Here is a 25,112-nt window from a genome sequence, read left to right on the forward strand (position 1 = left end):
TCACACCTCCTTGTCGGCCGGGCCGCTGGGGCTGGACTGGTCGGTGGCGCCCGGTCCCGTTTCACCGGTGCCCGCGGTGTCGCCGCGGGCACCGGTCAGCGCGGGCTGCCGCTCGGCGACGTCGCGTCGGGCCCGCGGGCTCGGCGGGACCTGTAGATCCATCGGCGGCAACGGGAAGCTGCCCTTGGGGCGGGCGGCGATCTGCTCCTCGAGCGAGATGGTGGGTTCCTTCTTGCCGGACGGCCAGAGCAGCGCCAGCAGCAGCACGACCACGACGATGCTGCCGATGATCAGGTACTGGGCGGGGCCGCCCTCCTGCTGCTGCACGATCTTGATGCCGGCCAGGGCGAAGATCCACAACAGGCTGACCGGGATCAGGATCTTCCAGCCGAAGCGCATGAACTGGTCGTAGCGCAGCCGGGGCAGCGTGGCCCGCAGCCAGATGAAGCCGAAGAGCAGGAGCAGCACCTTGCCGAGGAACCACAGCATCGGCCACCAGCCGGAGTTGGCGCCCTCCCAGAAGCTGATCGGCCACGGGGCCCGCCAGCCGCCGAGGAACAGCGTCGTGCACAGCGCCGACACCGTGATCATGTTGATGTACTCGGCGAGGAAGAACATCGCGAACTTGAACGACGAGTATTCGGTGTGGAAGCCGCCGACCAGCTCGGACTCGGCCTCGGGCAGGTCGAACGGGGCCCGGTTGACCTCACCGACCGCCGAGATGGCGTAGATGACAAAGCTCGGCGCGAGCAGTACGGCGTACCAGCCGGGTGCGGTCACCTCGAGGCCGAACAGGTTGATCGGGTTGCCGTGCTCCTGCGCCCGGATGATCTCGGAGGTCGACATCGTGCCGGCGGTCATGAAGACCGCGACGATGGACAGCCCCATCGCCACCTCGTACGAGATCACCTGAGCGGTCGACCGGAGGCCGCCGAGCAACGGGTAGGTCGAGCCGGACGCCCAACCGGCGAGCACGATGCCGTAGACGCCGATGGAGGCACAGGCGAGCACCAGCAGGACCGAGACGGGCGTGTCGGTCAGCTGGAGCGGGGTCCGCTGCCCGAAGATCGACACCATCGGGCCGAACGGAATGACGGCGAACGCGGTGAACGCGCAGGTGGCCGAGATCACCGGCGCGAGGAAGTAGATGGCCTTGTCGGCCGTCTTCGGGATGATCTCTTCCTTGAACGGCAGTTTCAGGCCGTCGGTGAGCGACTGGAACCAGCCGTTCGGCCCGACCTGGTTGGGGCCCGGCCGGACCGCCATCCGGGCCACGACCTTGCGTTCGTAGTTGATCGTGAAGAGGGTCAGCAGGAGCAGCATCACGAACACTGCGACGATCTTGAGCAGGACGAGCCACCAGACGTCCTTGCCGAAGTCTTCGAGTGTCGGACTCTGCGCCAGATAGGTGGTGATCACTGAACGGCTCCCTCAGTGCTCTGCTGCGCCAGGAGAGGTCCGCCGGCGCCGGCGGAGACCCGTACGACCGCGCCGGACGTCGCGCCGAGGCTGCGCCGTACGGTCGCGCCGGGCGAGTTGGTCGGCAGCCAGACCACACCGTCCGGCATCTCGGTGATCTCGGCCGGCAGGGTCAGTGCGCCACGGTCGGTGCCGACCGTGACCGCCTCACCGTCGGCGACCCCGAGCGCCTCGGCGACCGCCTTGCCGATCCGGACCACCGGCACCCGGGCCGTGCCGGCCAGCACCTCGTCGCCGTCGAGCAGGCTGCCCAGGTCGACCAGGTGGTGCCAGGTGGCGAGCACGGCCTCGCCGGCGCCGACCGCCGGCAGCGCGGCCGGGGCGACGGTCGGTACCTCGGCCGGGGCGGTCGAGGTGGCCGGCAGGGAACCCAGCTCCCGGCGGACGCTGTTGACATCGCCGGTTCCCAGCGTCACGTCGAGCTGGGCGGCGAGCGCGTCGAGCACCCGGGCGTCGGTCATCGACGCGGTGTTGAGGACCGCCTCGAAGGTGCGCAGGCGGCCCTCCCAGTCGACGAAGCTGCCGGCCTTCTCGACCACCGGCGCGACCGGGAACACCACGTCGGCGCGGCGGCTGACCGCACTCTTGCGCAGCTCCAGGCTGACCAGGAACGGCACCTTGTCGAGGGCTTCCTCGGCCAGCCGCGGGTCGGCCAGGTCGGCGGGGTCCACCCCGGCGACGAGGAGCGCGCCGAGTTCGCCCGCGGCCGCCGCGGCGACGATGCCGTCGGTGTCGCGGCCGGGCCGGCTGGGCAGGACGCCGGCGGCGAGGTCCCAGAGTCCGGCCAGCTCCGAGCGAGCGGCCGGGTCGGCGACCGGGCGGGCGCCGGGCAGCAGGTTGGGCAGGCAGCCGGCGTCGACCGCGCCCCGGTCGCCGGCGCGGCGCGGCACCCAGGCCAGCTTCGCCCCGGTACGGGCCGCCAGCGCGGCGGCCGCCGACAAGCCGCCGGGTACGGTGGCGAGCCGCTCACCGACCAGCAGCACGGCACCCTCGTGGCGCAGCGCGTCGGCGACCTTCGGGTCCTCGGCCAGCAGCCGCGCCTCGTCGCCGGGAACCGTGGCGGTGATCGTCGCGCCGATCTTCGCCAGTCCGCGGGTGACGTACGGCGCCAGCGCGTGCACCAGCAGCTTGCGCTTGGTGTACGCCTTGCGCAGCCGCAGGAAGAGGATCGGGCACTCCTCCTCCGGCTCCAGCCCGACGATCACTACCGCCGGCGCCTTCTCGACGTCGGCATAGGTGACGGTGTTGGTGCCGACCACCGAGGAGGCGAGGAACTCGGTCTCCTCGGCCGACAGCGGCCGGGCCCGGAAGTCGATGTCGTTGGTGTTCAGCGCGATCCGGGCGAACTTGGCGTAGGCGTACGCGTCCTCGACGGTCAGCCGACCACCGGTCAGCACGCCGACCCCCCGGCCACCGTCGCGGGCGGCGCGCAGCCCGTCGGCGGCGACCGCGAACGCCTCGCTCCACGCCGCCTCGCGCAGTTCGCCCGTCTTGGCGTCCCGGACGAGCGGGGTGGTGAGCCGGTCGAAGGCGTTGGCGTACTGGAAGCCCCACCGGCCCTTGTCGCAGTTCCACTCCTCGTTCACCGCCGCGTCGTCACCGGCGAGCCGGCGCAGCACCTTGCCGCGCCGCCAGTCGGTGCGCTGGGCGCAGCCGGCGGAGCAGTGCTCGCAGACGCTGGGCGTCGAGACCAGGTCGAACGGGCGGGCCCGGAAGCGGTACTGGGCTCCGGTCAGCGCGCCGACCGGGCAGATCTGCACCGTGTTGCCGGAGAAGTACGAGTTGAACGGCACGTCACCGGAGTCGTCGTCCGTGGGCTCGGCGCCGTAGTAGTCGTCCCGGTAGACGTTGATCTCCTCGGCCGAGGAGCGGCCCATCAGGTCGATGAACTTGTCGCCCGCGATCTCCTCGGAGAACCGGGTGCAGCGCTGGCAGAGCACGCACCGCTCGCGGTCGAGCAGGACCTGCGAGGAGATGTTGATCGGCTTCTCGTACTCACGCTTGTGCTCGTGGAACCGCGACTCGGCGCGACCGGTCGACATCGCCTGGTTCTGGAGCGGGCACTCGCCGCCCTTGTCACACATCGGGCAGTCGAGCGGGTGGTTGACCAGCAGCAGCTCCATGATCCCCTCCTGCGCCTTCTTGGCGACCGGAGAGGTGAGCTGGGTACGGACGACCATGCCCTCGGCGACCGTCTGGGTGCACGAGGCGACCGGCTTACGCTGGCCCTCCACGTCGACCAGACACTGCCGGCAGGCCCCGGCGGGAGCCAGCAGCGGGTGGTCGCAGAACCGGGGGATCTCGATGCCCATCTGCTCGGCGACCCGGATGAGCAGCGCACCCTTGGGGGCCGTCACCTCGATGCCGTCGATGGTGAGCGTGACGGTGTCCGCGGCCTTGGCTACGTCAGTCATTAGTGCGCTCCGACCAGAGTCTTCTCGGACAACCTCGGCGCCTTGCGGCCTTCGATGTAGTCGAGGTAGTCCTGCTTGAAGTACTGCAGGGACGAGGTCACCGAGCTGGTGGCGCCGTCACCGAGACCGCAGAACGAGCGGCCCAGGATGTTGTCGCAGGTGTCGAGCAGGGTGTCGAGGTCCTCGTGGGTGCCCTGGCCGGCCAGGATCCGCCGGTAGACCCGCACCATCCAGTAGTTGCCCTCGCGGCACGGGGTGCACTTGCCGCACGACTCGTGGTGGTAGAACTCCAGCCACCGGTACGTCGCGTAGACCGGGCAGTCCTGGTCGGAGAAGATCTGCGTCGCCGTCGTACCGAGGATCGAGCCGGCGGCGGACACCCCCTCGAAGTCGAGCGGCACGTCGAGGTGCTCTGCGGTGAGCAGCGGGGTGGACGAGCCGCCCGGCGTCCAGAACCGCAGGTTGTGCCCGGGCTGCATGCCACCGGCCAGCTCGATCAGCTCGCGCAACGTGATGCCCATCGAGCACTCGTACTGGCCGGGGTTGGCGATCCGGCCGGACAGCGAGTAGATCATCGGACCGGACGACTTCTCGGTGCCCATCGTCTTCCACCAGGCACTGCCGCCGAGCACGATGTACGGCACGCTGGCGATGGTGCCGACGTTGTTGACCACCGTCGGGCTGGCGTACAGGCCGTGGGTCGCCGGGAAGGGCGGGCGCAGCCGGGGCTGGCCGCGGAAGCCCTCCAGCGAGTCGAGGAGCGCGGTCTCCTCACCGCAGATGTACGCGCCGGCGCCGCTGTGCACGACCAGCTCCAGGTCGAAGCCGGAGCCGAGGATGTTGCGGCCGAGGTAGCCCGCCTTGTGCGCCTCGGCGACCGCGTGGCGCAGCCGGCGGGCGGCGTGCACCGCCTCGCCGCGGATGTAGATGTACGCGCGGTTGGCCCGGATCGCGTACGAGGCGATGATGACGCCCTCGATCAGCGAGTGCGGGTCGTGGGTCATCAGGGGCAGGTCCTTGCAGGTGCCCGGCTCGCCCTCGTCGGCGTTGACCACGAGGTAGTGCGGCTTGCCGTCGTTCTGCGGGATGAAGCCCCACTTCAGACCGGTCGGGAAGCCTGCGCCGCCCCGGCCGCGCAACCCCGAATCCTTGATCAGCTGGATGAGGTCGTCGGGGTCTGCCTTGATCGCCTTGCGCAGCGCGGCGTAGCCGTCGAGCCGCTCGTACACGTCGAGCCGCCAGGCGTCCGGCGACAGCCAGCGCTTGGTCAGGACCGGGGTCAGCTTCTCCAGCGTCTCCCGCCGAGGCGTGGTCACTTCTCGGCCTCCGCTTCCTTCGATCCCTCGAGATTGGCCTGCCGGGCTCCGCCGTCGTCGCCGGCCGGCTTGGCGTCGCTGGCCGGCTTGTTGCTGGCGACCCCGGCCGCCTCGGCCGCCTTCGCGTCGTCCGGTGCCGGCGGCGTGCCGTCGACCGGCGACGTCGTGCCCGGCGCGTCGGGGACCGGCGTCGCGGCGTCCGGCGACCGGGTCTCGGCCGTACGGACCTGCGGCGACTTGCCGTCGGGCGCCTTCACGTCCGGCGCGGTGGTGCTGGTCGCGGCGGCGGGCCGGGTGGTCGGTGGCGCCGGCTTGTCCCCCGCGTCCTTGCTCCGGATCGGCGTGTTCGGGTCGAAGTCGCGGACCGCGATGCCGTGCTCCTGCGCCAACCGCAGACCGCGCAGCGTCGCGTCGCCGGCCGGGCCGTCGGCGACCGCACCCTCACGGGGGTCGGCGAATCCGGCGAGCTGCAGCGACATCTCCTTGAGCGTGCAGAGCCGCGCACCCCGGGTCGGCATCGGCTGCTTGCCGGCCCGCAGTTCCTCGACGATGCCGGTGGCGACGTCGGGGTCGACCTTGTCGAAGAAGTCGTAGTTGACGGTCATGACCGGCCCGTAGTCGCAGGCGGCGAGGCACTCCGCGTGCTCCAGGGTGATGGTGCCGTCGGCGGTGGTCTGGTCGTGCCCGACCTCGAGCAGTTCGCTGAGGGTGTCGAAGACCTTCTGGCCACCGAGCACGTCGCACATCGTGTTGGTGCAGACGCTCACCAGGTAGTCGCCGGTCGGCCGGCGCTTGTACATGGTGTAGAACGTCGCCACCGCGCCGACCTGCGCCTTGTTGATGCCGAGCACCTCGGCACAGAACTCGACGCCGGCCGGGGAGACGTAGCCCTCCTCGGACTGCACCAGGTGCAGCAGGGGCAGCAATGCGGAGCGGGACCGGTCAGCCGGGTAGCGGCTGATGATCTCAGCGGCCCGGGCCCGGGTCTGCTCGTCGAACGGCACACTCATCGGTCACACCCACCCATCACCGGGTCCAGCGAAGCGCCGCCCGCGATCACGTCGGCCAGCAGTGCGCCCTCGGACATGGCCGGGATCGCCTGGAGGTTGACGAAGCTCGGCTCCCGGAAGTGCACCCGGTAGGGCCGGGTGCCCCCGTCGGAGACGGCATGTGCGCCCAGCTCACCGCGGGGCCCTTCGATAGGGACGTAGACCTGTCCGGGCGGTACCCGGAAGCCCTCCGTCACCAGCTTGAAGTGGTGGATCAGCGACTCCATCGACTGACCCATGATCTTGGCGACGTGCTCCAGCGAGTTGCCCATGCCGTCGACGCCGATCGCGAGCTGCGCCGGCCAGGCGATCTTCTTGTCGGCGACCATGATCGGGCCCGGCCGGAGCCGGTCGACCGCCTGCCGAATGATCTTCATCGACTCACGCGTCTCCGCCAGCCGTACCTGGTAGCGGCCCCACACGTCGGCGCTGGTCGCGGTCGGGACGTTGAAGTCGTACGTCTCGTAACCGCAGTACGGCATCGTCTTGCGCAGGTCCCAGGCCAGACCCGCGGAGCGCAGCACCGGACCGGTGACGCCCATCGCGAGGCAGCCGGTCACGTCGAGGACACCGACGTTCTGGGTGCGCCCCTTCCAGATGACGTTGTCGCTCAGCATCGCCTCGTACTCGGCGAGGCGCTTGGGCAGGTAGTCGAGCAGCTCGTCGATCTTCTTGATCGCCTCGTCCGGCACGTCCTGGGCGACGCCGCCCGGCCGTACGTAGGCCATGTTCATCCGCAGGCCCGAACAGAGCTCGAAGATGTCCAGGACGTACTCGCGCTCGCGGAAGCCGTAGAGCATCAGCGAGATCGCGCCCAACTCCATGCCGGTCGTGGCGAACCAGACCATGTGCGAGGAGATCCGGTTGAGCTCCATCATCAGCACGCGGATGGTGTTGGCCCGCTCGGTGATCTGCTCCTCGATGCCGAGCAGCTTCTCCACCGCCAGCGAGTACGCGGTCTCGTTGAAGATCGGGGCCAGGTAGTCCATCCGGGTCACGAAGGTCGTGCCCTGCACCCAGTTGCGGTATTCGAGGTTCTTCTCGATACCGGTGTGCAGGTAGCCGACGATCGGCCGAACCTCGGTGACCGTCTCGCCCTCGAGCTCCAGCACCAGCCGGAGCACGCCGTGCGTCGACGGGTGCTGGGGACCCAGGTTGACCACGATCCGCTCGTCGCTGAGCGGGTCGACACCCTCGACGACGGTGTCCCAGTCGCCGCCGGTGACGTTGAACACCTTGCCCTCGGTGGTCTCCCGCTCGGTCGCGTAACCGGGAGTGCTCATACCGCCACCTCGTTACGGTCGATCACTGGTAGGACCTCCGCTCGTCCGGAGGGGGAATCTCCGCGCCCTTGTACTCCACCGGCACGCCGCCGAGCGGGTAGTCCTTGCGCTGGGGGTGCCCCTCCCAGTCGTCCGGCATCAGGATCCGGGTGAGTCCCGGGTGGCCGTCGAAGAGGACCCCGAACATGTCGTACGCCTCCCGCTCCTGCCAGTTGGCGGTCGGGTAGACGGCGCAGACGCTCGGCACGTGCGGGTGTTCGGCCGTCACCGCGACCTCCAGCCGCACGATGCGGCGGTAGGTCATCGAGGTGAGCTGGTAGACGACGTGCAGCCGGCGCTCGTCGGAGCCGAGGTAGTCGACCCCCGACAGCGAGGAGAGCAGTTCGAAGCGCAGCGCCTCGTCGTCGCGCATCACCTGGCAGACCTCGACGATCCGCTCCGGGCGTACGTGGAGGGTCAGTTCGTTCCGGTCGACGACGACCTTCTCGATCGCGTCGGCGAAGCCGGGGTACGCCTCTTCGAGGGCGTCGCGGACCTCGTCGAAGTAGCCGCCGTACGGCCGGGGGCTGTCGATGATCCCGACCTGGCGGCGGACCAGGCCGCCGAAGCCCGAGGTGTCACCGGAGCCGTGGATGCCGAACATGCCGCGGCCGGCGCCGCTGGCCGGCGGGAACTCGGCCGGGGCACCGCTGGTCGCGCCGACCGGTGGGGCCGCCACCGGTACGCCGCCGCCGGGCACCTCGCTGGTCTTGTTGGGCTCGCTCAACGGGCACCCCCGCGGATGTGGTTCTGCGCCTTCATCCAGTTCTCGATGCGGAGCTGTTCCTCACGGCCCTCGCGGACCGCCTGCTCCCACTCGGCCCGCCGGGCCTTGTCGGAGCGGTACGAGGACGGCATGGCGCCGGGCGCCACGACGGGTACGTCCCCACGCGCCTCGCGGGCGGCCAGCATCTTGCGGCCGTTCGGGCCGAGCGGCTGGGCCATCACCTTCTCGCGCATCTTGAGGATGGCGTCGATCAGCATCTCCGGGCGCGGCGGGCAGCCGGGCAGGTACATGTCCACCGGGATGATGTGGTCGACGCCCTGCACGAGCGCGTAGTTGTTGAACATGCCGCCGGAGGAGGCGCACACGCCCATCGAGATGACCGAACGCGGTTCGGGCATCTGGTCGTAGATCTGCCGTACGACCGGGGCCATCTTCTGGCTCACCCGGCCCGCGACGATCATCAGGTCGGCCTGCCGGGGCGAGGCCCGGAAGACCTCCATGCCCCAGCGGCCCAGGTCGTAGTGGGGGCCGCCGGCAGCCATCATCTCGATGGCGCAGCAGGCAAGACCGAAGGTGGCGCCCCAGAAGGACGACTTACGCGCCCAGTTGGAAAGCTTCTCCACCGACGTGAGCAGGATGCCGCTCGGCAGCTTCTCCTCGATACCCATGGCGAACCTCAGTCCCAGTCCAGGCCGCCGCGCCGCCACTCGTAGGCGTACGCGATGGAGACCATGCCGATGAACAGGACCATCTCGACGAACCCGAACAGGCCGAGCGCGTCGAAGTGCACGGCCCACGGGAAGAGAAAGATGATCTCGATGTCGAAGATGATGAACAGCATCGCGGTCAGGTAGAACTTGATCGGGAACCGTCCACCACCGACCGGCTGCGGGGACGGCTCGATGCCGCACTCGTACGCCTCGAGCTTGGCCCGGTTGAACCGCTTGGGGCCGACGATCGGAGCGATGCCCACGGAGAAGAGTGCGAAGAGGGCACCGAGGGTCAGCAGACCCACGATTGGCACCCACACGGAGAGTGACATCGTCTCCTCCTGCCGTCCTCACTTTTGCCTGATCGGATTTCACACTATTCGTACTTGTTACAGCTGTTCCGGCCGGGGGCCGTGATCGCGGGTCACACGGCGGGAGCGACCCTGGTCATGGCGTTGATGACCCGGTCCATGGCGTCGCCGCCACGTGGATCGGTCAGGTTGGCGAGCAGCTTCAGCACGAAGCGCATCAGCAGCGGGTGCGGCATGCCGTGCCGGGTGGCCATCTTCATGATCTCCGGCCGGCCGATCAGCTTCACGAAGATCCCGCCGAGGCGGTAGTAGCCGCCGTAGCGGCTCTTCAGCTCGGTCGGGTAGAAGGCGAGCGCCCGCTCCCGCTCGGGGCCGGCGGAGCGGGCCAGCGCCTGGACGGCGACCTCGGCGGCCAGCTCGCCGGACTCCATCGCGTAGGCGATGCCCTCGCCGTTGAACGGGTTGACCATGCCGCCCGAGTCGCCGACCAGCAGGACGCCACGGGTGTAGTGCGGCACCCGGTTGAAGCCCATCGGCAGCGCCGCGCCGAGAATCGGGCCCTCGGCGTTGGCCTCGTCGGTCATCCCCCAGTCTTCCGGGGTGTTGGCGAGCCAGTCGGTCAGCAGCCGGCGATAGTTGGTCTTGCCGAACGCCGAGGAGGAGTTGAGCACGCCGAGCCCGACGTTGACCCGACCGTCGCCCATGCCGAAGATCCAGCCGTAGCCGGGCAGCAGCTTGTCGGGGTTCTCCTTGCTGCGCAGCTCCAGCCAGGATTCGAGGTAGTTGTCGTCGTGCCGCAGCGGCGAGCGGTAGTAGCGGCGGACCGCGACCCCGATCGGCCGGTCCTCGCGCTTGGCGAGGCCCATCGCCAGTGGGAACCGGCCGGACACGCCGTCGGCGGCGACGATCAGCGGGGCGTGGAAGGTGACCGGCGCCTTGTCGGGGCCGGACTCCGCGGTCACGCCGACCGCGCGTCCGGCGTCGTCGAGCACCGGGGCGAGGACGTTGACGTTGGTGCGCAGGTCGACGCCCGCGCCGACAGCCTGCCGGGCGAGCAGGTCGTCGAAGTCGAGGCGGGTGCGGACCAGGCCGTAGTTGGGGAAGCTGGCCAGGTCGGGCCAGTCGAGTTCGAGGCGTACGCCGCCACCGATGACCCGCAGTCCCCGGTTGTGCAACCAGCCGGCCTCGGGCGAGGTGTCGATGCCCATCTTCACGAGCTGCTTGACAGCCCGCGGGGTCAGCCCGTCGCCGCAGACCTTCTCGCGCGGGAACTCGGTCTTCTCCAGCAGCAGCACCCGCAGCCCGTGGCGGGCAAGGTGGTAGGCCGTCGTCGAACCGCCCGGCCCGGCACCGACGACGATGACGTCGGCGTCGTGCTGAGTCGCGGTCATCTGCGCCTCCCTCCGACCGCTCGTGAAACTCTTCACAAGCCTGATCCCGGGAGAGTCTAAGACCGAGCTGTACGTCCCTTACTGGTTAGGCATACCTAACCAGTAGAGGTGAGGGCCCTGAACGGGCATCCGCCAGAAATCGACCAGCAACAGTTGCACAGCGTCACCCGACCGCTGCCCTACGCAGCTTTTCGAGGTCAGACCCGTACCGCACGGTGCAGGGCCACCACGCCCCCGGTCAGATTGCGCCAGGCCACCTTCTCCCAACCCGATTCCATGATCCGGGCCGACAGCCCGGCCTGGTCCGGCCACGCCCGGATCGACTCGGCGAGGTAGACGTAGGCGTCGGGATTGCTCGACACGGCGCGGGCCACCGCCGGCAGCGACCGCATCAGGTACGACAGGTAGGCGGTACGGAACGCCCGGTTGGTCGGGTGACTGAACTCGCACACCACCAGCCGGCCACCCGGGCGGGTCACCCGGGCCAGTTCACGCAGAGCGGCACCGGTGTCGACCATGTTGCGCAGCGCGAACGAGATGGTCACCGCGTCGAAGGTCGCGTCGGCGAACGGCAGCCGCAGCGCGTCCCCGGCCAGCAGCGGCACGTCGGGGCGTACCCGGCGGCCGGCCAGCAGCATGCCGAGCGACAGGTCCAGGCCCACCGCGTACGCGCCGGAGCGGGCCAGCTCCTCGGTCGACACCCCGGTGCCGGCGCCGAGGTCGAGCACCCGGTCGCCGGGCCGCAGCCCGAGCGCCGACCGGGTGGCCCGGCGCCAGCCGCGGTCCTGGCCGAACGAGAGGACGGTGTTGGTCAGGTCGTATTTCGAGGCGACGCCGTCGAACATCGCGGCGACCTCGTGCGGCTGCTTGTCGAGCTGAGCGCGGGACACGGGTCAACTGTGCCAGCACCGTGACGGGACCCGACAGCCACCCTGGTACGGCCGCGGGCGCCGGCGGTCGGACCGCCGGCGCCCGCGGGTGCCGTCCTGATTGGGCGTACGGCCCTACCTGTCCTCGGTCGGAGTGACCAGGACCACCCGACGCCGGCGGGCGAGCACGAGCAGCACGCCGCCCACCACGAGCACCAGCAGTCCGACGCCGCCGAGCAGGGTCGCCTGCACACCGGTCACCGGCAGCCCACCGCCACCGCCCGAGCCGCCGCCCGGACCGCCCGGACCGTCGCCGGACACGGTGATCGTGATCGGTGCGGCGTTGTCCTCCGGCGCCGACTCCGGCGAGGCGAAGGTGTTGCTGACCGTGATCTGCCCGTCGGCGCCGACCTGCTCCGCGTCGATCCGGAACTTCAGCGCGAAGGACGTCGTCTGCCCGACCCCCAGCTCACCGTCGAGCCCGCAGACCAGGCCGCCGTCCTCCTCGACGCACGACGGAAGGGTGCCCGCCTCGGGCAGCAGTGCCGTGGTGCCCGCCGGGGCCTGCACCTTGAACAGCGGACTGCTGGTCGCCGGACCCTTGTTGGTCGCCTCGAACGCGACCTCGACGGTGTCGCCGACCGCGCCGGTCGCCGGGGTGCCGGTGACCGACAGGTCGACCGGGTTGCGGCCGGTGACCACGGCGAACTGCACGGCGTTGTCGGACGGGTCGGCGTCGCGGCGTACCTTCTCGTCGGCCGCCTCGACCACGGTGTCCTCGCCGGCAGACCGGGCGGCCAGCGACCGCGCGTCCGGGCCGGCCTTGCCGTTGGCGTAGCCGACGACCCAGCCGCCGGAGAGGCCGACCGGCCCGGGAGCGTCGGCGGCCACCTTGACCTTCATCGGCCGGACCATCATGAAGATCTCGCCCGGCCCCACGATGCGGGCGTCCCGCCGGCAGGACGCGACGGTGTTCTCGGCGTTGTACTTGCAACCGGGCCGCTGGTCGGCGAACGTCACGTACGGCGGCAGCGCGATCTCGAAGGTCACGCCCTGCACCGTGTCCCGGCCCGCGTTGTACAGCGCCCAGTGCAGGTCGCCGGTCTCGCCGGGAGCCACCGGGGTGTTGTCGGCGTAGTCGGCGTAGACGTCCCGGGCGACCGCCGTCAGGTCGAGTCCACCCGGGACCGCCTCGACGTTGACGGTCTGGGTGTTGTTCGCCTCGTTCGGGTCGGTGGTCACCGCGTTCACCGTCACGGTGAACGAGCCCGCGGACCCCTTGCGCTTCGGGGTGGTGGCGAACAGGGCCGGGAAGTCGGTCACCGTCGTGCCGCTGGCGAGGTCGCCGAGCTCGCAGGTGACCTTGGTCGGGCCGTCCTCCTCGCAGCCCGGCCCGGACGGCAGGCCGAAGATCAGCACGTTCTGGTCGATGTCGCCCGCGTCGATGGTGACCTTCACGCCCTGCGCGGCGTCGGGCCCGTCGTTCGACAGCCGTACGAAGAACTGTTTGACCGTGGCGTAGCGGACCACCCGCTCGCCGCTGACGGCGAGGTTGAGGTCGGCCGACGGGGTGGCTTCCGGGGCCGCGGCGGCCGGCGTGGCGGTCAGCGTGGCGGCCACGAGCGCCGCGGCCAGACCGGCGGCGGCACGAGGGATGCGGGGGTGCATGGGTCCTCCGGGAATCGGGGCGTTACCAGGGAGGGGGAGGTGGAGAATCAACAGTCACGGGCGAGGTGGTTTCCCCACCCCGCCCGTGACGCCCTGCTATCTATGTACGACCGTCAGGCGGTCGGCTTCTCGTCGCCGGGGGTCACCATGACCACGCGGCGACGGCGGGAGATCAGGAACATCGCGCCGCCGGCCGCGACCACGGCCAGGCCGATGCCGCCCAGAAGGCTGGCCTGCACGCCGGTCACCGGCAGCCCGCCACCGCCGCCGCCACCGGCGGTGGCCTTGACGAACACGGTGAACTCGTCGGTGTTGTCGGTCGCGTCGACGTCACCGGCGACGGTGCCCTCGACGCCCTGCGGGAGTTCCACCGCCTGCGGGGCGCGGAGGAGCTTCGGCCGCTCCGACTTGTAGCCCTCGACCGTCGAGACGCCGCCGGTCAGGTTGACGCCGGCCTCGGCGTCGTCGGCGACCTTCACCGGCAGGGCGAAGGTGTACGCGGAGAAGTGATCGTCCTCGGTGGACTCGTCCTGGTCGGCCGGGATCAGCGGCAGGTCCTGCCAGTCGCAGACCGCCTTGTCGGCGGTGAACTCGCAGCCGGCGAAGTCGTCCGGGAACTGCTCGACGATCACGCTGTCGAAGGTGGCGTTCTCGGGCAGGGTGGTGGTCACCTTGAAGCCGGCGACCGGCTCGTCGCCCTGGTTGCCGACCTCGATGACCAGCGCACCGGTCTCGCCGGGCGAGAGCGAACCGGTGGTGCCGTCCTGGTTGACCGGTACGTCGGCGGCCCAGACGTAGAGGTCGGGACCGTGATCGCCGATGGTCACCGGCGCGGTGACGGTGTTGTTCCTCAGGTTGGGGTCGGTGCTCTCAGTCTCGACCGAGATGGTGATCGAGCCCGCCGGGTCGCCCGGCGAGACCCCTTCGTTCTTGACGACCAGGGCGACCGAGATGTCGTAGTCCTCGCCCGCCTTCAGCTCGTCCGGGGTGATGCCGCAGATCAGCTTCTGGTCCACCGGCTCGTCGCAACCGCCGCCGAAGTTGACGACGTCGACCAGCCTGGTGTTCAGCGTCGAGAAGTCGACCGTGATGGTCAGACCGGTCGCGGTGGCCGGGCCGTTGTTGATCAGCGAGGCGAACGCGGCCTTGCCGGACGCGCCGGCGGCGATGGTGGTGCCACTGAGCTTGACCTGGACGTCGGCCGTGTCGTCAGCGAAGGCGGGCGTGGCGAACGCGCCCACCGCGACGAGGCCGAAGGCGCCTGCACCGACACGCGCGAGAGCGCGGTTTCGGAAGATCATGTTGGGGTGCCCCCATGGCGGTAGGGAAGATACGTCCGGGGACGTTAGTGGTCACCGCCGGTCGGCGCTACCCCGTGATCCACCTGTGATGACCAGGGCATCTAAGACTGACTTAAGAGAATGTCCAAATTGATGACTATTGCCACGAGACATCCGCCGCCGATTCACCATGAGAGCTCGAATGATCTACCGAATCGCTGGCCAACTATCAGCCGAATGGCCGAGCTGTCATTTTCACTGATAGATCGACCTCTCATTACCGAGCGTCGACCAGCGGCAGAGTCTTCGCGCCACCGCCGGGCAGTGCTATCGACGAAAAATGCGACACGACCCGCTCGTCGGACGGATCGTCGGCCGGCGTACGGTGCACCGCCAGGTGGTTGTAGAGAGTGTCCCGCTGGGCCGGGATACGTCCGGCCGACCGGATCATCCAGATCAGCTCGTGCAGGTTCGAGCGGTGCCGGGCGCCCGCCGAGGAGATGACGTTCTCCTCCAGCATGATCGAGCCGAGGTCGTCGACCCCCATGTGCAGGGCGAGCTGGCCGACGTCCTTGCCCGTGGTCAGCCACGACGCCTGGAGGTGCGGCACGGTCTCGAAGAAGAGCCGGGCCACCGCGATGAGCCGCAGGTATTCCAGCGTGGTCGCCTGGGTGCGGCCCTTGAGATGGTTGTTCTCCGGCTGGTAGGTCCACGGGATGAAGGCCCGGAACCCCTTCGTGCGGTCCTGCACGTCACGGATCATCCGCAGGTGCTCGATCCGCTCCGCGTTGGTCTCGCCGGTGCCCATCATCATCGTCGCGGTCGACTCGACGCCCAGCGTGTGCGCCAACTCCATCACCTCGAGCCAGCGGGCACCGGACTCCTTCAGTGGCGCGATCGCCTTACGCGGCCGGTCGGGCAGCATCTCCGCGCCGGCGCCGGCGATCGAGTCGAGGCCGGCCGCCTTGATCCGGGTGATCGCCTCCTCGAGCGACACCCCGGACACCTTGGCCATGTGCAGGATCTCGCTCGGCCCGATCGAGTGGATCGCCAACTGCGGGTAGGCGGCCTTGACCGAGGAGAACAGTTCCTCGTAGTACTCGACGCCGTAGTCCGGGTGGTGGCCGCCCTGGAGCATCACCTGCGTCGCGCCCAGCTCGACGGCCTCGGCGCAGCGGCGCAGGATCTCCTCGGTCGGGTGGGTCCAGCCCTCGGCGTGCTTCGGCGCGCGGTAGAAGGCACAGAACTTGCACGCCGTCACGCAGACGTTCGTGTAGTTGATGTTGCGGTCGATCAGGTAGGTGACGATGTTGTCCGGGTAGCGGCGCCGGCGCACCGCGTCGGCCGCCTCACCGAGCGCGTGGAACGGCGCGTCGGTGTAGAGCAGCAACGCCTCCTCGGGCGTGATCCGCCCACCGTCCGCGCCGCGCTGCAGGATGCTGTCGATCTCCCGGCTCTCAGTCACAGGTCCGAGCCTACGTCGGCACCACCCCGCACCGGCATCCAGCGCCCACCGTTGTGACCCGCACTCCCCCGAACGGAGCCCCGACCACCGGACGGCGGGCCGGCTCAGGCGTCGTAGTCGACGACCAGGCGGTCGGTCAGCGGGCTCGACTGGCAGGTGAGGACGTACCCGGCGGCGACCTCGTCGGGCTCCAGCGCGTAGTTGCGCGCCATCGACACCTCCCCTTCGACGACCTTCGCCCGGCAGGTCGAGCAGACCCCGCCCTTGCAGGCGTACGGCAGCTCGCCCCGGACCCGCAATGCGGCGTCGAGAACCCGCTCGTCGGCCCCCATCCGCAGACTCGACGCCCGTCCGTCGAGCAGGATCGTCACCTCGGTGCCGCCCTCGGTGCCGGCCGGCCGGGGCGGCGGCGCCGGCGCCTCGTCGACGTGGAACAACTCCGTGTGCACCGACCGCGCCGGCACACCCCGTTCGGCGAGCACCGCCGTGGCCTCGGTGACCAGGCCGTACGGGCCGCACAGGAACCACTCGTCGATCCGATCGGCCGGTACGACCGAATCGAGCAGCCGGCACAGCCGGTCGGTGTCGATCCGCCCGGAGAGCAGCGGCGACTCACCGGGCTCCCGGGACAGCACGTGCACCAGGTGCAACCTGGCCGGGTAGCGGTCCTTCAGGTCGGCCAACTCCTCGGCGAACATGACGGTCCGCGCGTGCCGGTTGCCGTACACGAGGGTGAACCGGCTGTCGGGCTCGACCGCCAGGGCGGTCGCGACCAGGGACAGGACCGGGGTGATGCCGGAGCCCGCGGCGACCGCCCCGTAGTGCCGGGCCCGCGCCGGGTCGAAGTCGGTGGTGAAGTGCCCGAGCGGCGGCATGACGTCGACGGTGTCGCCGGCCCGCAGCGCCCGGCTGGCGAAGCTGGAGAACGCGCCACCCGGGATCTCCTTGACCCCGATCCGCAGCCGGCCGTGCCCGGTCAGGTCGGCCGGGGTGGAACAGATCGAGTACGACCGCCGCACGTCGGCGCCGTCCTCGAGCCGGCGTACGGTCAGGTGCTGGCCGGCCTGGAAGGTGTACAGCGGACGCAACTCCGGCGGTACGTCGAAGGTGATCGCCACCGCCTCGTCGGTGAGCCGGTCGACGGCCCGGACCGGCAACGGGTGGAAGGTCGGCCGGCGTCGCGCCGGCCTACTGATCGTCACGCTCACTCACAGTGCCTTCACGTGGTCGAAGGGTTCACGGCAGGACCGGCAGCGCCACAGCGCCTTGCAGGCGGTGGAGCCGAACCTGCTGATCTGCTCGGTGTCGGGCGCACCACACCGCGGGCACCGTACGGCCAGCGGCACCGCGACCGGCCCGGCGGTCCGGACGGGTCCGGGCGGGGCGATGCCGGCGGCGGCGAGCTTCGCCCGCCCCTCGGCGGTGATCCAGTCGGTACTCCACGGGGGCGCGAAGACGGTCCTGACCTCCGCTTCGGGATGCCCGGCGGCGGTCAGCGCCCGACGGATGTCGGCCCGGATGACGTCCATGGCCGGGCAGCCGGTGTAGGTCGGGGTGATCGTCACGGTGACCCGTCCGGTCGCCGGATCGGTGGTGACGTCACGCAGAATGCCGAGGTCGGCGATGGTGACCACCCGGATCTCCGGGTCGACGACCGCGGCGACGGCGGCCCGTACCGCCGGCCCGGCACCGGCGGCAGCGGGACCGGTGGTGGTCCGGTCCGTGATGTCGGGCGCCGCGGTCACCAGGTCGCTCCCGGGTGGGCGCGGTGCAGCACCTGCATCTCGGCCAGCAGGTACGACAGGTGCTCGGTGTGCACCCCGGTCCGGCCGCCGGCCGGTCCCCAGCCGTCGGCCGGACGCCGCAGCGTCGCCTCGGCCAACACGCCTTCTACTGTGGACAGCCAGGCGTCACGTAGACCGGCCGGGTCGACCGGCGCCGCCGGATCGGCGGCGAACAGCTCATGGGCGTACGGCCACAGCTCGTCGACGGCCGCCTGCACCCGACGGTGCGACTCCTCGGTCCCGTCCCCCAGCCGAATCGTCCACTGTGAACTGTGGTCGAGGTGGTAGGCCGACTCCTTGCGCGCCTTGGCACCGATCGCGGCCAGCCGCTCGTCGTCGCCCTCGGCGAGCGCGGCATACAGCGGCAGTTGCCAGGCCGACAGGAACAGCAGCTTGACGATCGTGACCGCGAAGTCGGCGTCCGGCAGCTCGACGAGGAGGCAGTTGCGGAACTCCCGGTCGTCACGCAGGAAGGCGAGGGCATCCTCGTCGCGGCCCGCCCCCTCCAGTTCCCCGGCGTACGTCAGCAACAGCCGGGCCGCGCCGAGCTGGTCGAGGGCGATGTTGGCCAGCGCCACGTCCTCTTCCATCTCCGGGGCGGCGGCGTACCACTCGCCGAGCCGCTGCGCCGTGATCAGCGCGTCGTCGGCGATGGCCAGCACGTGGTCGACGGTCGGCTTCACAGGTGGTCCACCCCGTCGGGCACCTCGTAGAAGGTGGGATGGCGGTAGACCTTGTCAGCGGCCGGGTCGAAGAAGGCGTCCTTCTCGTCCGGGCTGGACGCGGTGATGGTGCTCGCCGGCACCACCCAGATCGACACACCCTCCTGCCGACGGGTGTAGAGGTCGCGGGCGTTACGCAGCGCCATCGACGCGTCGGGGGCGTGCAGGCTGCCGACGTGGGTGTGTGACAGCCCGCGCCGGGCACGTACGAAAACCTCCCACAGCGGCCAACCGCTCCGCTCGGTCATGCGCCCACCTCGCTCCGCTCGGCGACCGCATGACTACGACCGAGCCCACCGATTCCCTCGCTCCACTCGGTCATGCACCCACCTCGCTCCGCTCGGCGACCGCATGACTACCACTGAGCCGGTCGATTCCCTCGCTCCGCTCGGTCATGCCGCCACCTTCCGTTCCTCTTGCCGTTCGGCCTGTTTGGCGGCGTAGGCCGCGGCGGCGTCGCGGACCCAGGCCCCGTCGGCGTGCGCCCGGCGCCGGTGGGCGATCCGGTCCCGGTTGCACGGCCCCTCCCCCTTGATCACCCGCATCAGCTCGGCGTAGTCGGGCTGGGTGTAGTCATGGGCCTGCCGGTCGTCGTTCCAGCGCAGATCGGGGTCGGGCAGGGTGAGACCGAGTACGTCGGCCTGCTGCACGCACATGTCGACGAACCGCTGACGCAGCTCGTCGTTGGAGAACCGTTTGATCTTCCAGGCCATCGACTGGGCGGTGTGCGCCGAGTCGGTGTCCGGCGGTCCGAACATGGCCAGCGAGGGATACCACCAGCGATCGACGGAGTCCTGGGCCATCGCCTTCTGCGCGGGCGTGCCGTGCGCGAGGACGTGCAGGATCTCGAAGCCCTGCCGCTGGTGGAAGGACTCCTCCTTACAGACACGGATCATGGCGCGGGCGTACGGTCCGTACGAGCAGCGGCAGAGCGGGACCTGGTTGACGATGGCGGCGCCGTCGACGAGCCAGCCGATCGCCCCCACGTCCGCCCATGACAGGGTCGGGTAGTTGAAGATCGAGCTGTATTTCTGCCGGCCCTCGATCAGCATCTCGACCAGCTCGTCCCGACTGATCCCGAGAGTCTCCGCGGCCGCGTAGAGATAGAGCCCGTGTCCGGCCTCGTCCTGGACCTTGGCCAGCAGGATCGCCTTGCGCTTGAGCGAGGGAGCCCGGCTGATCCAGTTGCCCTCCGGCTGCATCCCGATGATCTCGGAATGGGCGTGCTGGGCGATCTGCCTGATCAGCGTCTTCCGGTAGGAGTCGGGCATCCAGTCCCGCGGCTCGATCTTCTGGTCAGCCGCGATCACCGAGGTGAAGTAGTCGTGCAGGGTCGCCTCGTCGGCGCCCGCCGGGTCGGGTGCGGCACCCCGTCCGGCCTGGAGATCCCGCCGGGCGGCATCCCGTAGCGCCGCCTCGGCCGCCTCGACCTCGCCGAGCAGTCCCGCCGTCGGCCCCTGGTCGGGGCCGGGAAAGTCGTTGCCGTACACCCCGCAAGTGTTACAGCTACATCGCCTCGGAGCAACGAGGTGTCACACAGTCGAGATCACCATGACACTGGGTAGCCGATCGTGAACATCTGGTCATATCAGACTCCACTATGGACGAATGAAGCGCATCACATCGGGACCAATTTTCTGGATCTCTTGCACCAAAAGGGCTTAATGCCGGCGCACTTCATCGAGCCTTAAGAAACTCAGCCTCGGCCCTGCACAGGTCACCGACGTAGGCTCACCACGTCCACCCCTCCGGCCTCGACCGCAGGCGCCGGCCCTACCACCCCCCGGTAGGGCCCACGGCCAGTCCGGCAACACCGGCGGCGATCACGGCCAGCAGCACAGCCGTACCGCAACAACGGCCCCGACCCCTGGAGCCAACCCCTCATGCGCCCTCGCGTGGTTCTGTTTCTCACCGCCGCCGCGCTGGTACTCGGCGGCGTACTACTGGTGCCCACCGCCTCCGCCCGGTTCGGCGGCGCATCCGGCGCGGCAACCGACGCCGGCGCGGCCCCGACGGCCGCGCCTCCGACGGCCGCCCCGCTGACCCTGGCCGCCGCGCCCGTCGACGTGGAGATCGACGGCTTCCTCTCGTGGGCCCTGCTCGACCGGACGACCGGCAACATCACCGGGTCGGACAACGTGACGGCGACCAACTCGGCCGAATCGATGATCAAGATCTGGTTCGCCGCCGACGTACTCCGGCTCGCGACCGAGAGTGGCACGGAACCGGAAGGCACCCTGCTCGAGGCGGCCAGCACCGCGATCCGGGACAGCGACGACCCGGCCACCAACATGCTCTACAACCTGGCCGGCGGCCCGGCCTCCCTCCGGCGGATGGTCCAGATGTGCGGGTTGACCGAAACCCGGCCCGTGACTCCACCGGACGCCAACGTCGTCTGGTGGAGCTACACCGAGATCTCCGCCCGCGACGCCGTACGGCTCGGCGAGTGTGTCGCCAACGGCACCGCCGCCGGCCCCCAGTGGACCCGGTGGGTGCTCGACGAGATGGCACAGGTACGGGGCACGACCGCCAAGGAGGATCAGCTCCGGACCCGGGGCGGCGGTCGGTGGGGGATCATCGACGGCCTGCCCGACGAGATCGTCGAAACCGGCTCGGTCGGCATCAAGAACGGCTGGACGCTGATCAACGCCGACGGGTTGTGGCATCTCAACTGCCTCGCCACCGCCGACGACTGGGTGCTCGCCGTACTCATGCGCTATCCCGGTGAGCACGGCCTCGACTACGGGGCGCACGTCTGCCGCAACGTCACCAGCCAACTCGTGGTCCCGGTTCCGGGTGCGGCACTGAAGATCCCGCAACCGCTCGTCGAGGGCTGACCATGGCAGACCCGTCCACAGCAGGCTCGCCCGTTGCACGTCGATCGAAATCACCGTGGCGGAGCGTCGGTGTCGCGGCCGCGCTGCTCGGGCTGTTGGCGGCCGGTCTGCTGCTCCTGCCCGACTCGCCGCTGCGGGCCGACGCCGCGCCGAGCTGGCACGGCTCCGGCAGCCCGGCCGCCGCCCCGTCGGCCAGCCCCGAGCCGCCACCGCCACCACTGGACGTACGTCCCGCCGACGTCGCGATCGAGACGCCCGGCTGGTGGTCGTGGTCGCTGATCGACCAGCGCACCGGAGCCGTGTACGGGTCGGAGAACATGACCGAGACCGGCACGACCGCCTCCATGATCAAGTCGTGGATCGCCGCCGACTATCTGCGCCGGGCCGCCGAGACGGGCGAGACCCCGGACGAGAGCCGGATGGAGCAGCTGACCGTGATGATCCGCGACAGCGACAACGAGGCGGCCACCGTCGTCCACGACGAACTTGGCCGGGAGAAATCGATCGAGCGGTTGATCGACATCTGCGACCTCACCGACAGCGAGCCGGCCGAGGACGGCGCGTGGAGCCGCACCCACCTGTCGGCCCGGGACACCGCCCGGATGGGCGTCTGCATCGCCGACGGCCGGGCCGCCGGGCCGGAATGGACCAAGTGGCTGCTCGACGAGATGCGGCAGGTACGCGGCAACGGTGACTTCGGCATCCGGACCGCGTTCCCCACCGAGATCCGGCAGACCATCGCGATCAAGAACGGCTGGGTCGACCGGCAGGCCGAGGACGAATACCACGTGAACTGCCTGGCCATCGGCGACGGCTGGACGGCCGGGGTGCTGACCGCCTATCCGATCGAACTCGGGCAGGAGCACGGCGCCAAGATCTGCCAACAGGTCGGCGAGCAACTCCGGGCCAACTGACCCGGGAGCCCTCGACGGACCGGCCGGGTCAGTTGGTGAAGAAGACCGGCCCCTCGTCGGTCAGCGGCGGTACGGCCCCCAGCATGGCGGCCCGCCGGGCGAACTCCCGCAGCCCGGCCACCTGACGGTCGCCGAGCGAGAAGTCCAGCGACCGAAAGTACGACGCCAGCGTGGCGGCGTCGTACGGCTCCCAGCGGGCGGCGGACTCGGCGACCTCGTCGAGTTCGGCGAGACACAGGTCACGCGAGCGCAGGAACGCCTCGTGCACCTCCTTCACCAGGCCGGGGTGGGCGGCGGCGAAGTCGCGTCGGGCCGCCCAGACGGCGAAGACCATCGGCAGTCCGGTCCAGTCCCGCCATTCCTGACCGAGGTCGGTGACGGTGAGGCCCTGCCGGGGCGCCTCGTAGAGGGCCCGCAGCGCCGCGTCGCCGATCAGCACGCCGGCATCGGCCTCCAGCAGCATCTGGGTCAGGTCCGGCGGGCAGGTGAAGTATTCGGGATGTGCGCCGTACCGCTCGCCGATCAGCATCTGGGCGAGCATCACCCCGGTCCGCGAGGTCGAGCCGAGGGCGACCTTCGCGCCGTCGAGGTCGGCGAGCGGCCGGGTGGAGACGACGTTGACCGACAGCACCGGTCCGTCGCTGCCGACGGCGAGGTCGGGCAGCAGCACCAGGTCCTGCGCGTGGCGCAGGTATTCGACGACGGTGATCGGGCCGATGTCGAGATCGCCGTCGACCAGGGCGGCACTGAGCCGTTCCGGGGTGTCCTTGTGCAGGTCGACGTCGATCAGGGCGCCGGACCGCATCAGCCCCCAGTAGATCGGCAGGCAGTTGAGGAACTGGATGTGCCCGACCCTGGGCCTCCGAAGATCACTCATGGTTGCCACCGTATCCGGCGGCGGTGGCAACCGGCCGGTCGACCGGCACAGTTGTGGCGGACGGCGCAGCCCCGTCCCCGTCCCCGACCGCCGCCCGGTCGTCGGTCGGGGCGCTCCCGAGCCGCGCCGCGCGGGTCGCCCTGACGGTCGACGGCACCAGCGCGAGGACGACCGTGACCCCGGCCAGCCCGGCAGCGGCGAACAGCGGCCGGATCGGCATCTGCTCGACCAGTACGCCGCCGGCGAAGAAGCCGAACATGCCGGCCGCCTGGATGGTGCCGCCGAAGGTGGCGAACGCCCGGCCCCGGCTTTCGGCCGGTACCCGGTTGGCCATCGCGACGCCGCTGAAGACGTTCATGCCGCCGCTGAGCAGGCCCGTCACGATCCAGATCGGGATCAGCCACAGGGCCGTGGCGACCACCGCCGCGACCGGCGTCAGCAGGCACATCACGCCGAGTTGGACCAGCACTCCCCAGACCAGGAACCGGTCGTCGGCGGTGCGTCGGGCCAGCCGGGCGAACAGCCAGGCACCGACGAGCATGCCGGCCATCTCCACCGCCTCGATGATCCCGAAGACGGTCTCGGAGGCGCCGAGCGTCTCCCGTACCAGGAAGACGTGCGCGACGTTGATCGCGCCGACCGCGCCGACCACGGCGGCGATCGCGACCACCATCGCCCGCAGCAGCGGGTCGCGCCACAACGACCAGGTCGCGGCCGGTCGCCCGCCGTCGCCGGTGCCGGCGGTCGCCGCCGCGGCACCACCCCGCCGGGTACGCAGCAGCAGCCCGGCCGCCACCAGGGCGAGGTAGCTGACCGCGTCGATCAGCAGTGGGACGGTGGCGCCGAACTGGCCGACGAGCACCCCGGCCAGGGCGGGCCCGGCCATCATGCCGACGGTGGCGGCCGTCTGGTTGGTCGCGCTGGCCCGGGCCAGATCCTCCTTGCGGACCATCGCCGGCACCAGCGCGGCGAGGGTCGGCTGGGTGACGGCGAGCCCGACGGAGAGCAGTGTGACCAGGGCGATCACCGCGACGGGATGGCTGACGAAGGCCAGTGCCGCGCAGGTCACCGCCTGACCGAGGCCGGCGATCACGAGCACCGTACGGCTGTCGACCCGGTCGGCGATCCGGCCGGCGACCGGGGCGAGTGCCGCCATCGGAACGGTCTTGGCCAGCAGCAGCGCGGCGACGGCGTACCCGCCGGCACCGGAGCCCTGGAGGGTGAGCACGAGTGCGGTCGCGGCGAGAAAGTCGCCGCAGACCGAGACGCCCCGCGCCACGGCCGCGAGGTAGACGTCGGACCAGCGCGAGGGCGGTTCGGGGGCAGCCGCGACCGCAGATGTGAAGGACATGCTTCGAAAATAATCCTTCACATCTGTCGAGGGCAAGCGACTTCAGTCCATCGGCACCGTCGCATAGTGGACAACCACCCGCCGGCTGCCCGCCGGCGGATCGGCCTGCCGGTCGCGCCGCCGGTACGGCGCCAGCAACTCGAACACCTTCGCGTTGACCTCCCGCAGCTCGTCGGCGGTGAGCAGCAGGACCGGTCCGCCGATCACCGCGGCGTCGTACCACTCCGCCGGCTCGTCGTGCGACCGCCGCACCCAGTCCCGCACCCGCCCGAAGTCCCGCTCCAGGAAGACGTTCACCAGGGTCTGCTCGGCCGCCTGCGCCTCCGCGTCGTGGCCCGCGTCGACCGACCACCCGCGCATCGTCGCCCGCCACACCCGTTCCCGGGCGTCCCCCCGGCTCGGCGCGTGCTCGACCAGCCCGAACTTCGCCAGCTCCCGCAGGTGGTAACTGGTGGCGCTGGGCGACAGGCCGACCAGTTCGGCGACCCCGGTCGCGGTCACGTCCGCCCCGGTGCTGCTCAGGTGCTCCATGATCTCCAGGCGGGCCGGATGCGACAGCGCCCGCATCACCTTGGGATCGCTGATCGTCAGCCGGCGCTGCTCGCCGTCACCGTCGCTCATCGTGA

At 70.4% G+C, this 25,112-nt stretch carries 23 protein-coding genes; 2 read left to right on the plus strand and 21 right to left on the minus strand.

The window, feature by feature from the left end:
- The 18 genes from nuoH to paaA all read right to left on the minus strand — a co-directional run bounded on the left by nuoH (position 1) and on the right by paaA (position 19,997).
- Positions 1-1,419 carry an NADH-quinone oxidoreductase subunit NuoH gene (nuoH, locus tag Prubr_RS10670; protein ID WP_212824475.1) on the minus strand — a complete coding sequence of 473 codons (1,419 nt, stop codon included), beginning with the start codon at positions 1,417-1,419 and terminating at the stop codon, positions 1-3.
- Entirely contained in the window at positions 1,416-3,893 is a 2,478-nt protein-coding gene (locus tag Prubr_RS10675) for an NADH-quinone oxidoreductase subunit G (protein WP_212824476.1), read from the minus strand. The genes nuoH and Prubr_RS10675 overlap by 4 nt, the downstream gene beginning before the upstream one ends.
- Positions 3,893-5,209: an NADH-quinone oxidoreductase subunit NuoF gene (gene nuoF, locus Prubr_RS10680; RefSeq protein WP_212824479.1), complete on the minus strand. Its 1,317-nt coding sequence runs from the start codon at positions 5,207-5,209 to the stop codon at positions 3,893-3,895. Before nuoF ends, Prubr_RS10675 begins: the two co-directional genes overlap by 1 nt.
- Complete coding sequence (nuoE, locus tag Prubr_RS10685) at positions 5,206-6,219, minus strand: NADH-quinone oxidoreductase subunit NuoE (protein ID WP_212824481.1); 1,014 nt, start codon at positions 6,217-6,219, stop codon at positions 5,206-5,208. The genes nuoF and nuoE overlap by 4 nt, the downstream gene beginning before the upstream one ends.
- Positions 6,216-7,541, minus strand: coding sequence for an NADH-quinone oxidoreductase subunit D (locus tag Prubr_RS10690; RefSeq protein WP_212824483.1), 1,326 nt, complete (start codon positions 7,539-7,541; stop codon positions 6,216-6,218). The genes nuoE and Prubr_RS10690 overlap by 4 nt, the downstream gene beginning before the upstream one ends.
- 22 nt (positions 7,542-7,563) lie before the next feature.
- On the minus strand, positions 7,564-8,280 hold the full coding sequence (locus Prubr_RS10695) for an NADH-quinone oxidoreductase subunit C (protein ID WP_212827848.1): 717 nt from the start codon (positions 8,278-8,280) through the stop codon (positions 7,564-7,566).
- Positions 8,281-8,303: 23 nt separating this feature from the next.
- The gene (locus tag Prubr_RS10700) at positions 8,304-8,975 is read right to left on the minus strand and encodes a NuoB/complex I 20 kDa subunit family protein (RefSeq protein WP_212824486.1); all 672 of its coding nucleotides are present in this window, start codon (positions 8,973-8,975) and stop codon (positions 8,304-8,306) included.
- 8 nt (positions 8,976-8,983) lie between these two features.
- Entirely contained in the window at positions 8,984-9,349 is a 366-nt protein-coding gene (locus Prubr_RS10705) for an NADH-quinone oxidoreductase subunit A (protein ID WP_212824488.1), read from the minus strand.
- A 92-nt stretch (positions 9,350-9,441) separates the two neighbouring features.
- The gene (locus Prubr_RS10710) at positions 9,442-10,719 is read right to left on the minus strand and encodes a geranylgeranyl reductase family protein (RefSeq protein WP_212824490.1); all 1,278 of its coding nucleotides are present in this window, start codon (positions 10,717-10,719) and stop codon (positions 9,442-9,444) included.
- A 197-nt stretch (positions 10,720-10,916) separates the two neighbouring features.
- The gene (locus tag Prubr_RS10715) at positions 10,917-11,609 is read right to left on the minus strand and encodes a demethylmenaquinone methyltransferase (RefSeq protein WP_212824492.1); all 693 of its coding nucleotides are present in this window, start codon (positions 11,607-11,609) and stop codon (positions 10,917-10,919) included.
- 114 nt (positions 11,610-11,723) lie between these two features.
- Positions 11,724-13,256, minus strand: coding sequence for a DUF11 domain-containing protein (locus tag Prubr_RS10720; protein ID WP_212824494.1), 1,533 nt, complete (start codon positions 13,254-13,256; stop codon positions 11,724-11,726).
- Positions 13,257-13,369: 113 nt separating this feature from the next.
- A complete protein-coding gene (locus tag Prubr_RS10725; RefSeq protein ID WP_212824496.1) occupies positions 13,370-14,497 on the minus strand; it encodes a COG1361 family protein in 1,128 nt (375 codons plus the stop codon).
- 316 nt (positions 14,498-14,813) lie between these two features.
- Positions 14,814-16,001, minus strand: coding sequence for a cyclic dehypoxanthinyl futalosine synthase (gene mqnC / locus Prubr_RS10730; RefSeq protein WP_212824498.1), 1,188 nt, complete (start codon positions 15,999-16,001; stop codon positions 14,814-14,816).
- Positions 16,002-16,105: 104 nt separating this feature from the next.
- Positions 16,106-17,209: a 1,2-phenylacetyl-CoA epoxidase subunit PaaE gene (gene paaE, locus Prubr_RS10735; RefSeq protein WP_212824501.1), complete on the minus strand. Its 1,104-nt coding sequence runs from the start codon at positions 17,207-17,209 to the stop codon at positions 16,106-16,108.
- Entirely contained in the window at positions 17,210-17,728 is a 519-nt protein-coding gene (gene paaD, locus Prubr_RS10740; RefSeq protein ID WP_212827850.1) for a 1,2-phenylacetyl-CoA epoxidase subunit PaaD, read from the minus strand.
- 14 nt (positions 17,729-17,742) lie between these two features.
- Entirely contained in the window at positions 17,743-18,468 is a 726-nt protein-coding gene (paaC, locus tag Prubr_RS10745; RefSeq protein ID WP_212824503.1) for a 1,2-phenylacetyl-CoA epoxidase subunit PaaC, read from the minus strand.
- Positions 18,465-18,755 (minus strand): 1,2-phenylacetyl-CoA epoxidase subunit PaaB, encoded by a 291-nt coding sequence (paaB, locus tag Prubr_RS10750; protein WP_212824505.1) that lies wholly within the window; start codon positions 18,753-18,755, stop codon positions 18,465-18,467. Before paaB ends, paaC begins: the two co-directional genes overlap by 4 nt.
- Positions 18,756-18,899: 144 nt before the next feature.
- Positions 18,900-19,997 carry a 1,2-phenylacetyl-CoA epoxidase subunit PaaA gene (paaA, locus tag Prubr_RS10755; RefSeq protein WP_212824508.1) on the minus strand — a complete coding sequence of 366 codons (1,098 nt, stop codon included), beginning with the start codon at positions 19,995-19,997 and terminating at the stop codon, positions 18,900-18,902.
- Positions 19,998-20,390: 393 nt separating this feature from the next.
- Here paaA and Prubr_RS10760 point away from each other — a divergent pair, with 393 nt between their 5' ends.
- Positions 20,391-21,344 carry a serine hydrolase gene (locus tag Prubr_RS10760; RefSeq protein ID WP_212824510.1) on the plus strand — a complete coding sequence of 318 codons (954 nt, stop codon included), beginning with the start codon at positions 20,391-20,393 and terminating at the stop codon, positions 21,342-21,344.
- A 2-nt stretch (positions 21,345-21,346) separates the two neighbouring features.
- Entirely contained in the window at positions 21,347-22,258 is a 912-nt protein-coding gene (locus Prubr_RS10765) for a serine hydrolase (protein ID WP_212824512.1), read from the plus strand.
- Positions 22,259-22,286: 28 nt separating this feature from the next.
- Here Prubr_RS10765 and Prubr_RS10770 read toward each other — a convergent pair whose 3' ends face one another.
- From Prubr_RS10770 to Prubr_RS10780, 3 genes are read right to left on the minus strand one after another with little or no spacing between them, the layout of a single operon-like run.
- Positions 22,287-23,135, minus strand: a complete 849-nt coding sequence (locus Prubr_RS10770; protein WP_212824514.1) for a menaquinone biosynthetic enzyme MqnA/MqnD family protein — start codon at positions 23,133-23,135, stop codon at positions 22,287-22,289.
- Positions 23,128-24,486: an MFS transporter gene (locus Prubr_RS10775; protein WP_212824516.1), complete on the minus strand. Its 1,359-nt coding sequence runs from the start codon at positions 24,484-24,486 to the stop codon at positions 23,128-23,130. The genes Prubr_RS10770 and Prubr_RS10775 overlap by 8 nt, the downstream gene beginning before the upstream one ends.
- 42 nt (positions 24,487-24,528) lie before the next feature.
- Positions 24,529-25,107, minus strand: a complete 579-nt coding sequence (locus Prubr_RS10780; RefSeq protein ID WP_212824518.1) for an ArsR/SmtB family transcription factor — start codon at positions 25,105-25,107, stop codon at positions 24,529-24,531.
- Positions 25,108-25,112: the final 5 nt, after the last annotated feature.

The sequence above is a fragment of the Polymorphospora rubra genome (assembly GCF_018324255.1).
In the GTDB taxonomy this organism is placed as follows: domain Bacteria; phylum Actinomycetota; class Actinomycetes; order Mycobacteriales; family Micromonosporaceae; genus Polymorphospora; species Polymorphospora rubra.

Coding starts and splice junctions, on each gene's coding strand:
- Prubr_RS10675 (WP_212824476.1), bottom strand. CDS start 3,893: ATGACTGACGTAGCCAAGGCCGCGGACACCGTCACGCTCACCATCGAC.
- nuoE (WP_212824481.1), bottom strand. CDS start 6,219: ATGAGTGTGCCGTTCGACGAGCAGACCCGGGCCCGGGCCGCTGAGATC.
- Prubr_RS10690 (WP_212824483.1), bottom strand. CDS start 7,541: ATGAGCACTCCCGGTTACGCGACCGAGCGGGAGACCACCGAGGGCAAG.
- Prubr_RS10700 (WP_212824486.1), bottom strand. CDS start 8,975: ATGGGTATCGAGGAGAAGCTGCCGAGCGGCATCCTGCTCACGTCGGTG.
- Prubr_RS10705 (WP_212824488.1), bottom strand. CDS start 9,349: ATGTCACTCTCCGTGTGGGTGCCAATCGTGGGTCTGCTGACCCTCGGT.
- Prubr_RS10710 (WP_212824490.1), bottom strand. CDS start 10,719: ATGACCGCGACTCAGCACGACGCCGACGTCATCGTCGTCGGTGCCGGG.
- Prubr_RS10720 (WP_212824494.1), bottom strand. CDS start 13,256: ATGCACCCCCGCATCCCTCGTGCCGCCGCCGGTCTGGCCGCGGCGCTC.
- paaB (WP_212824505.1), bottom strand. CDS start 18,755: ATGACCGAGCGGAGCGGTTGGCCGCTGTGGGAGGTTTTCGTACGTGCC.
- Prubr_RS10760 (WP_212824510.1), top strand. CDS start 20,391: ATGCGCCCTCGCGTGGTTCTGTTTCTCACCGCCGCCGCGCTGGTACTC.
- Prubr_RS10765 (WP_212824512.1), top strand. CDS start 21,347: ATGGCAGACCCGTCCACAGCAGGCTCGCCCGTTGCACGTCGATCGAAA.
- Prubr_RS10770 (WP_212824514.1), bottom strand. CDS start 23,135: ATGAGTGATCTTCGGAGGCCCAGGGTCGGGCACATCCAGTTCCTCAAC.
- Prubr_RS10775 (WP_212824516.1), bottom strand. CDS start 24,486: ATGTCCTTCACATCTGCGGTCGCGGCTGCCCCCGAACCGCCCTCGCGC.
- Prubr_RS10780 (WP_212824518.1), bottom strand. CDS start 25,107: ATGAGCGACGGTGACGGCGAGCAGCGCCGGCTGACGATCAGCGATCCC.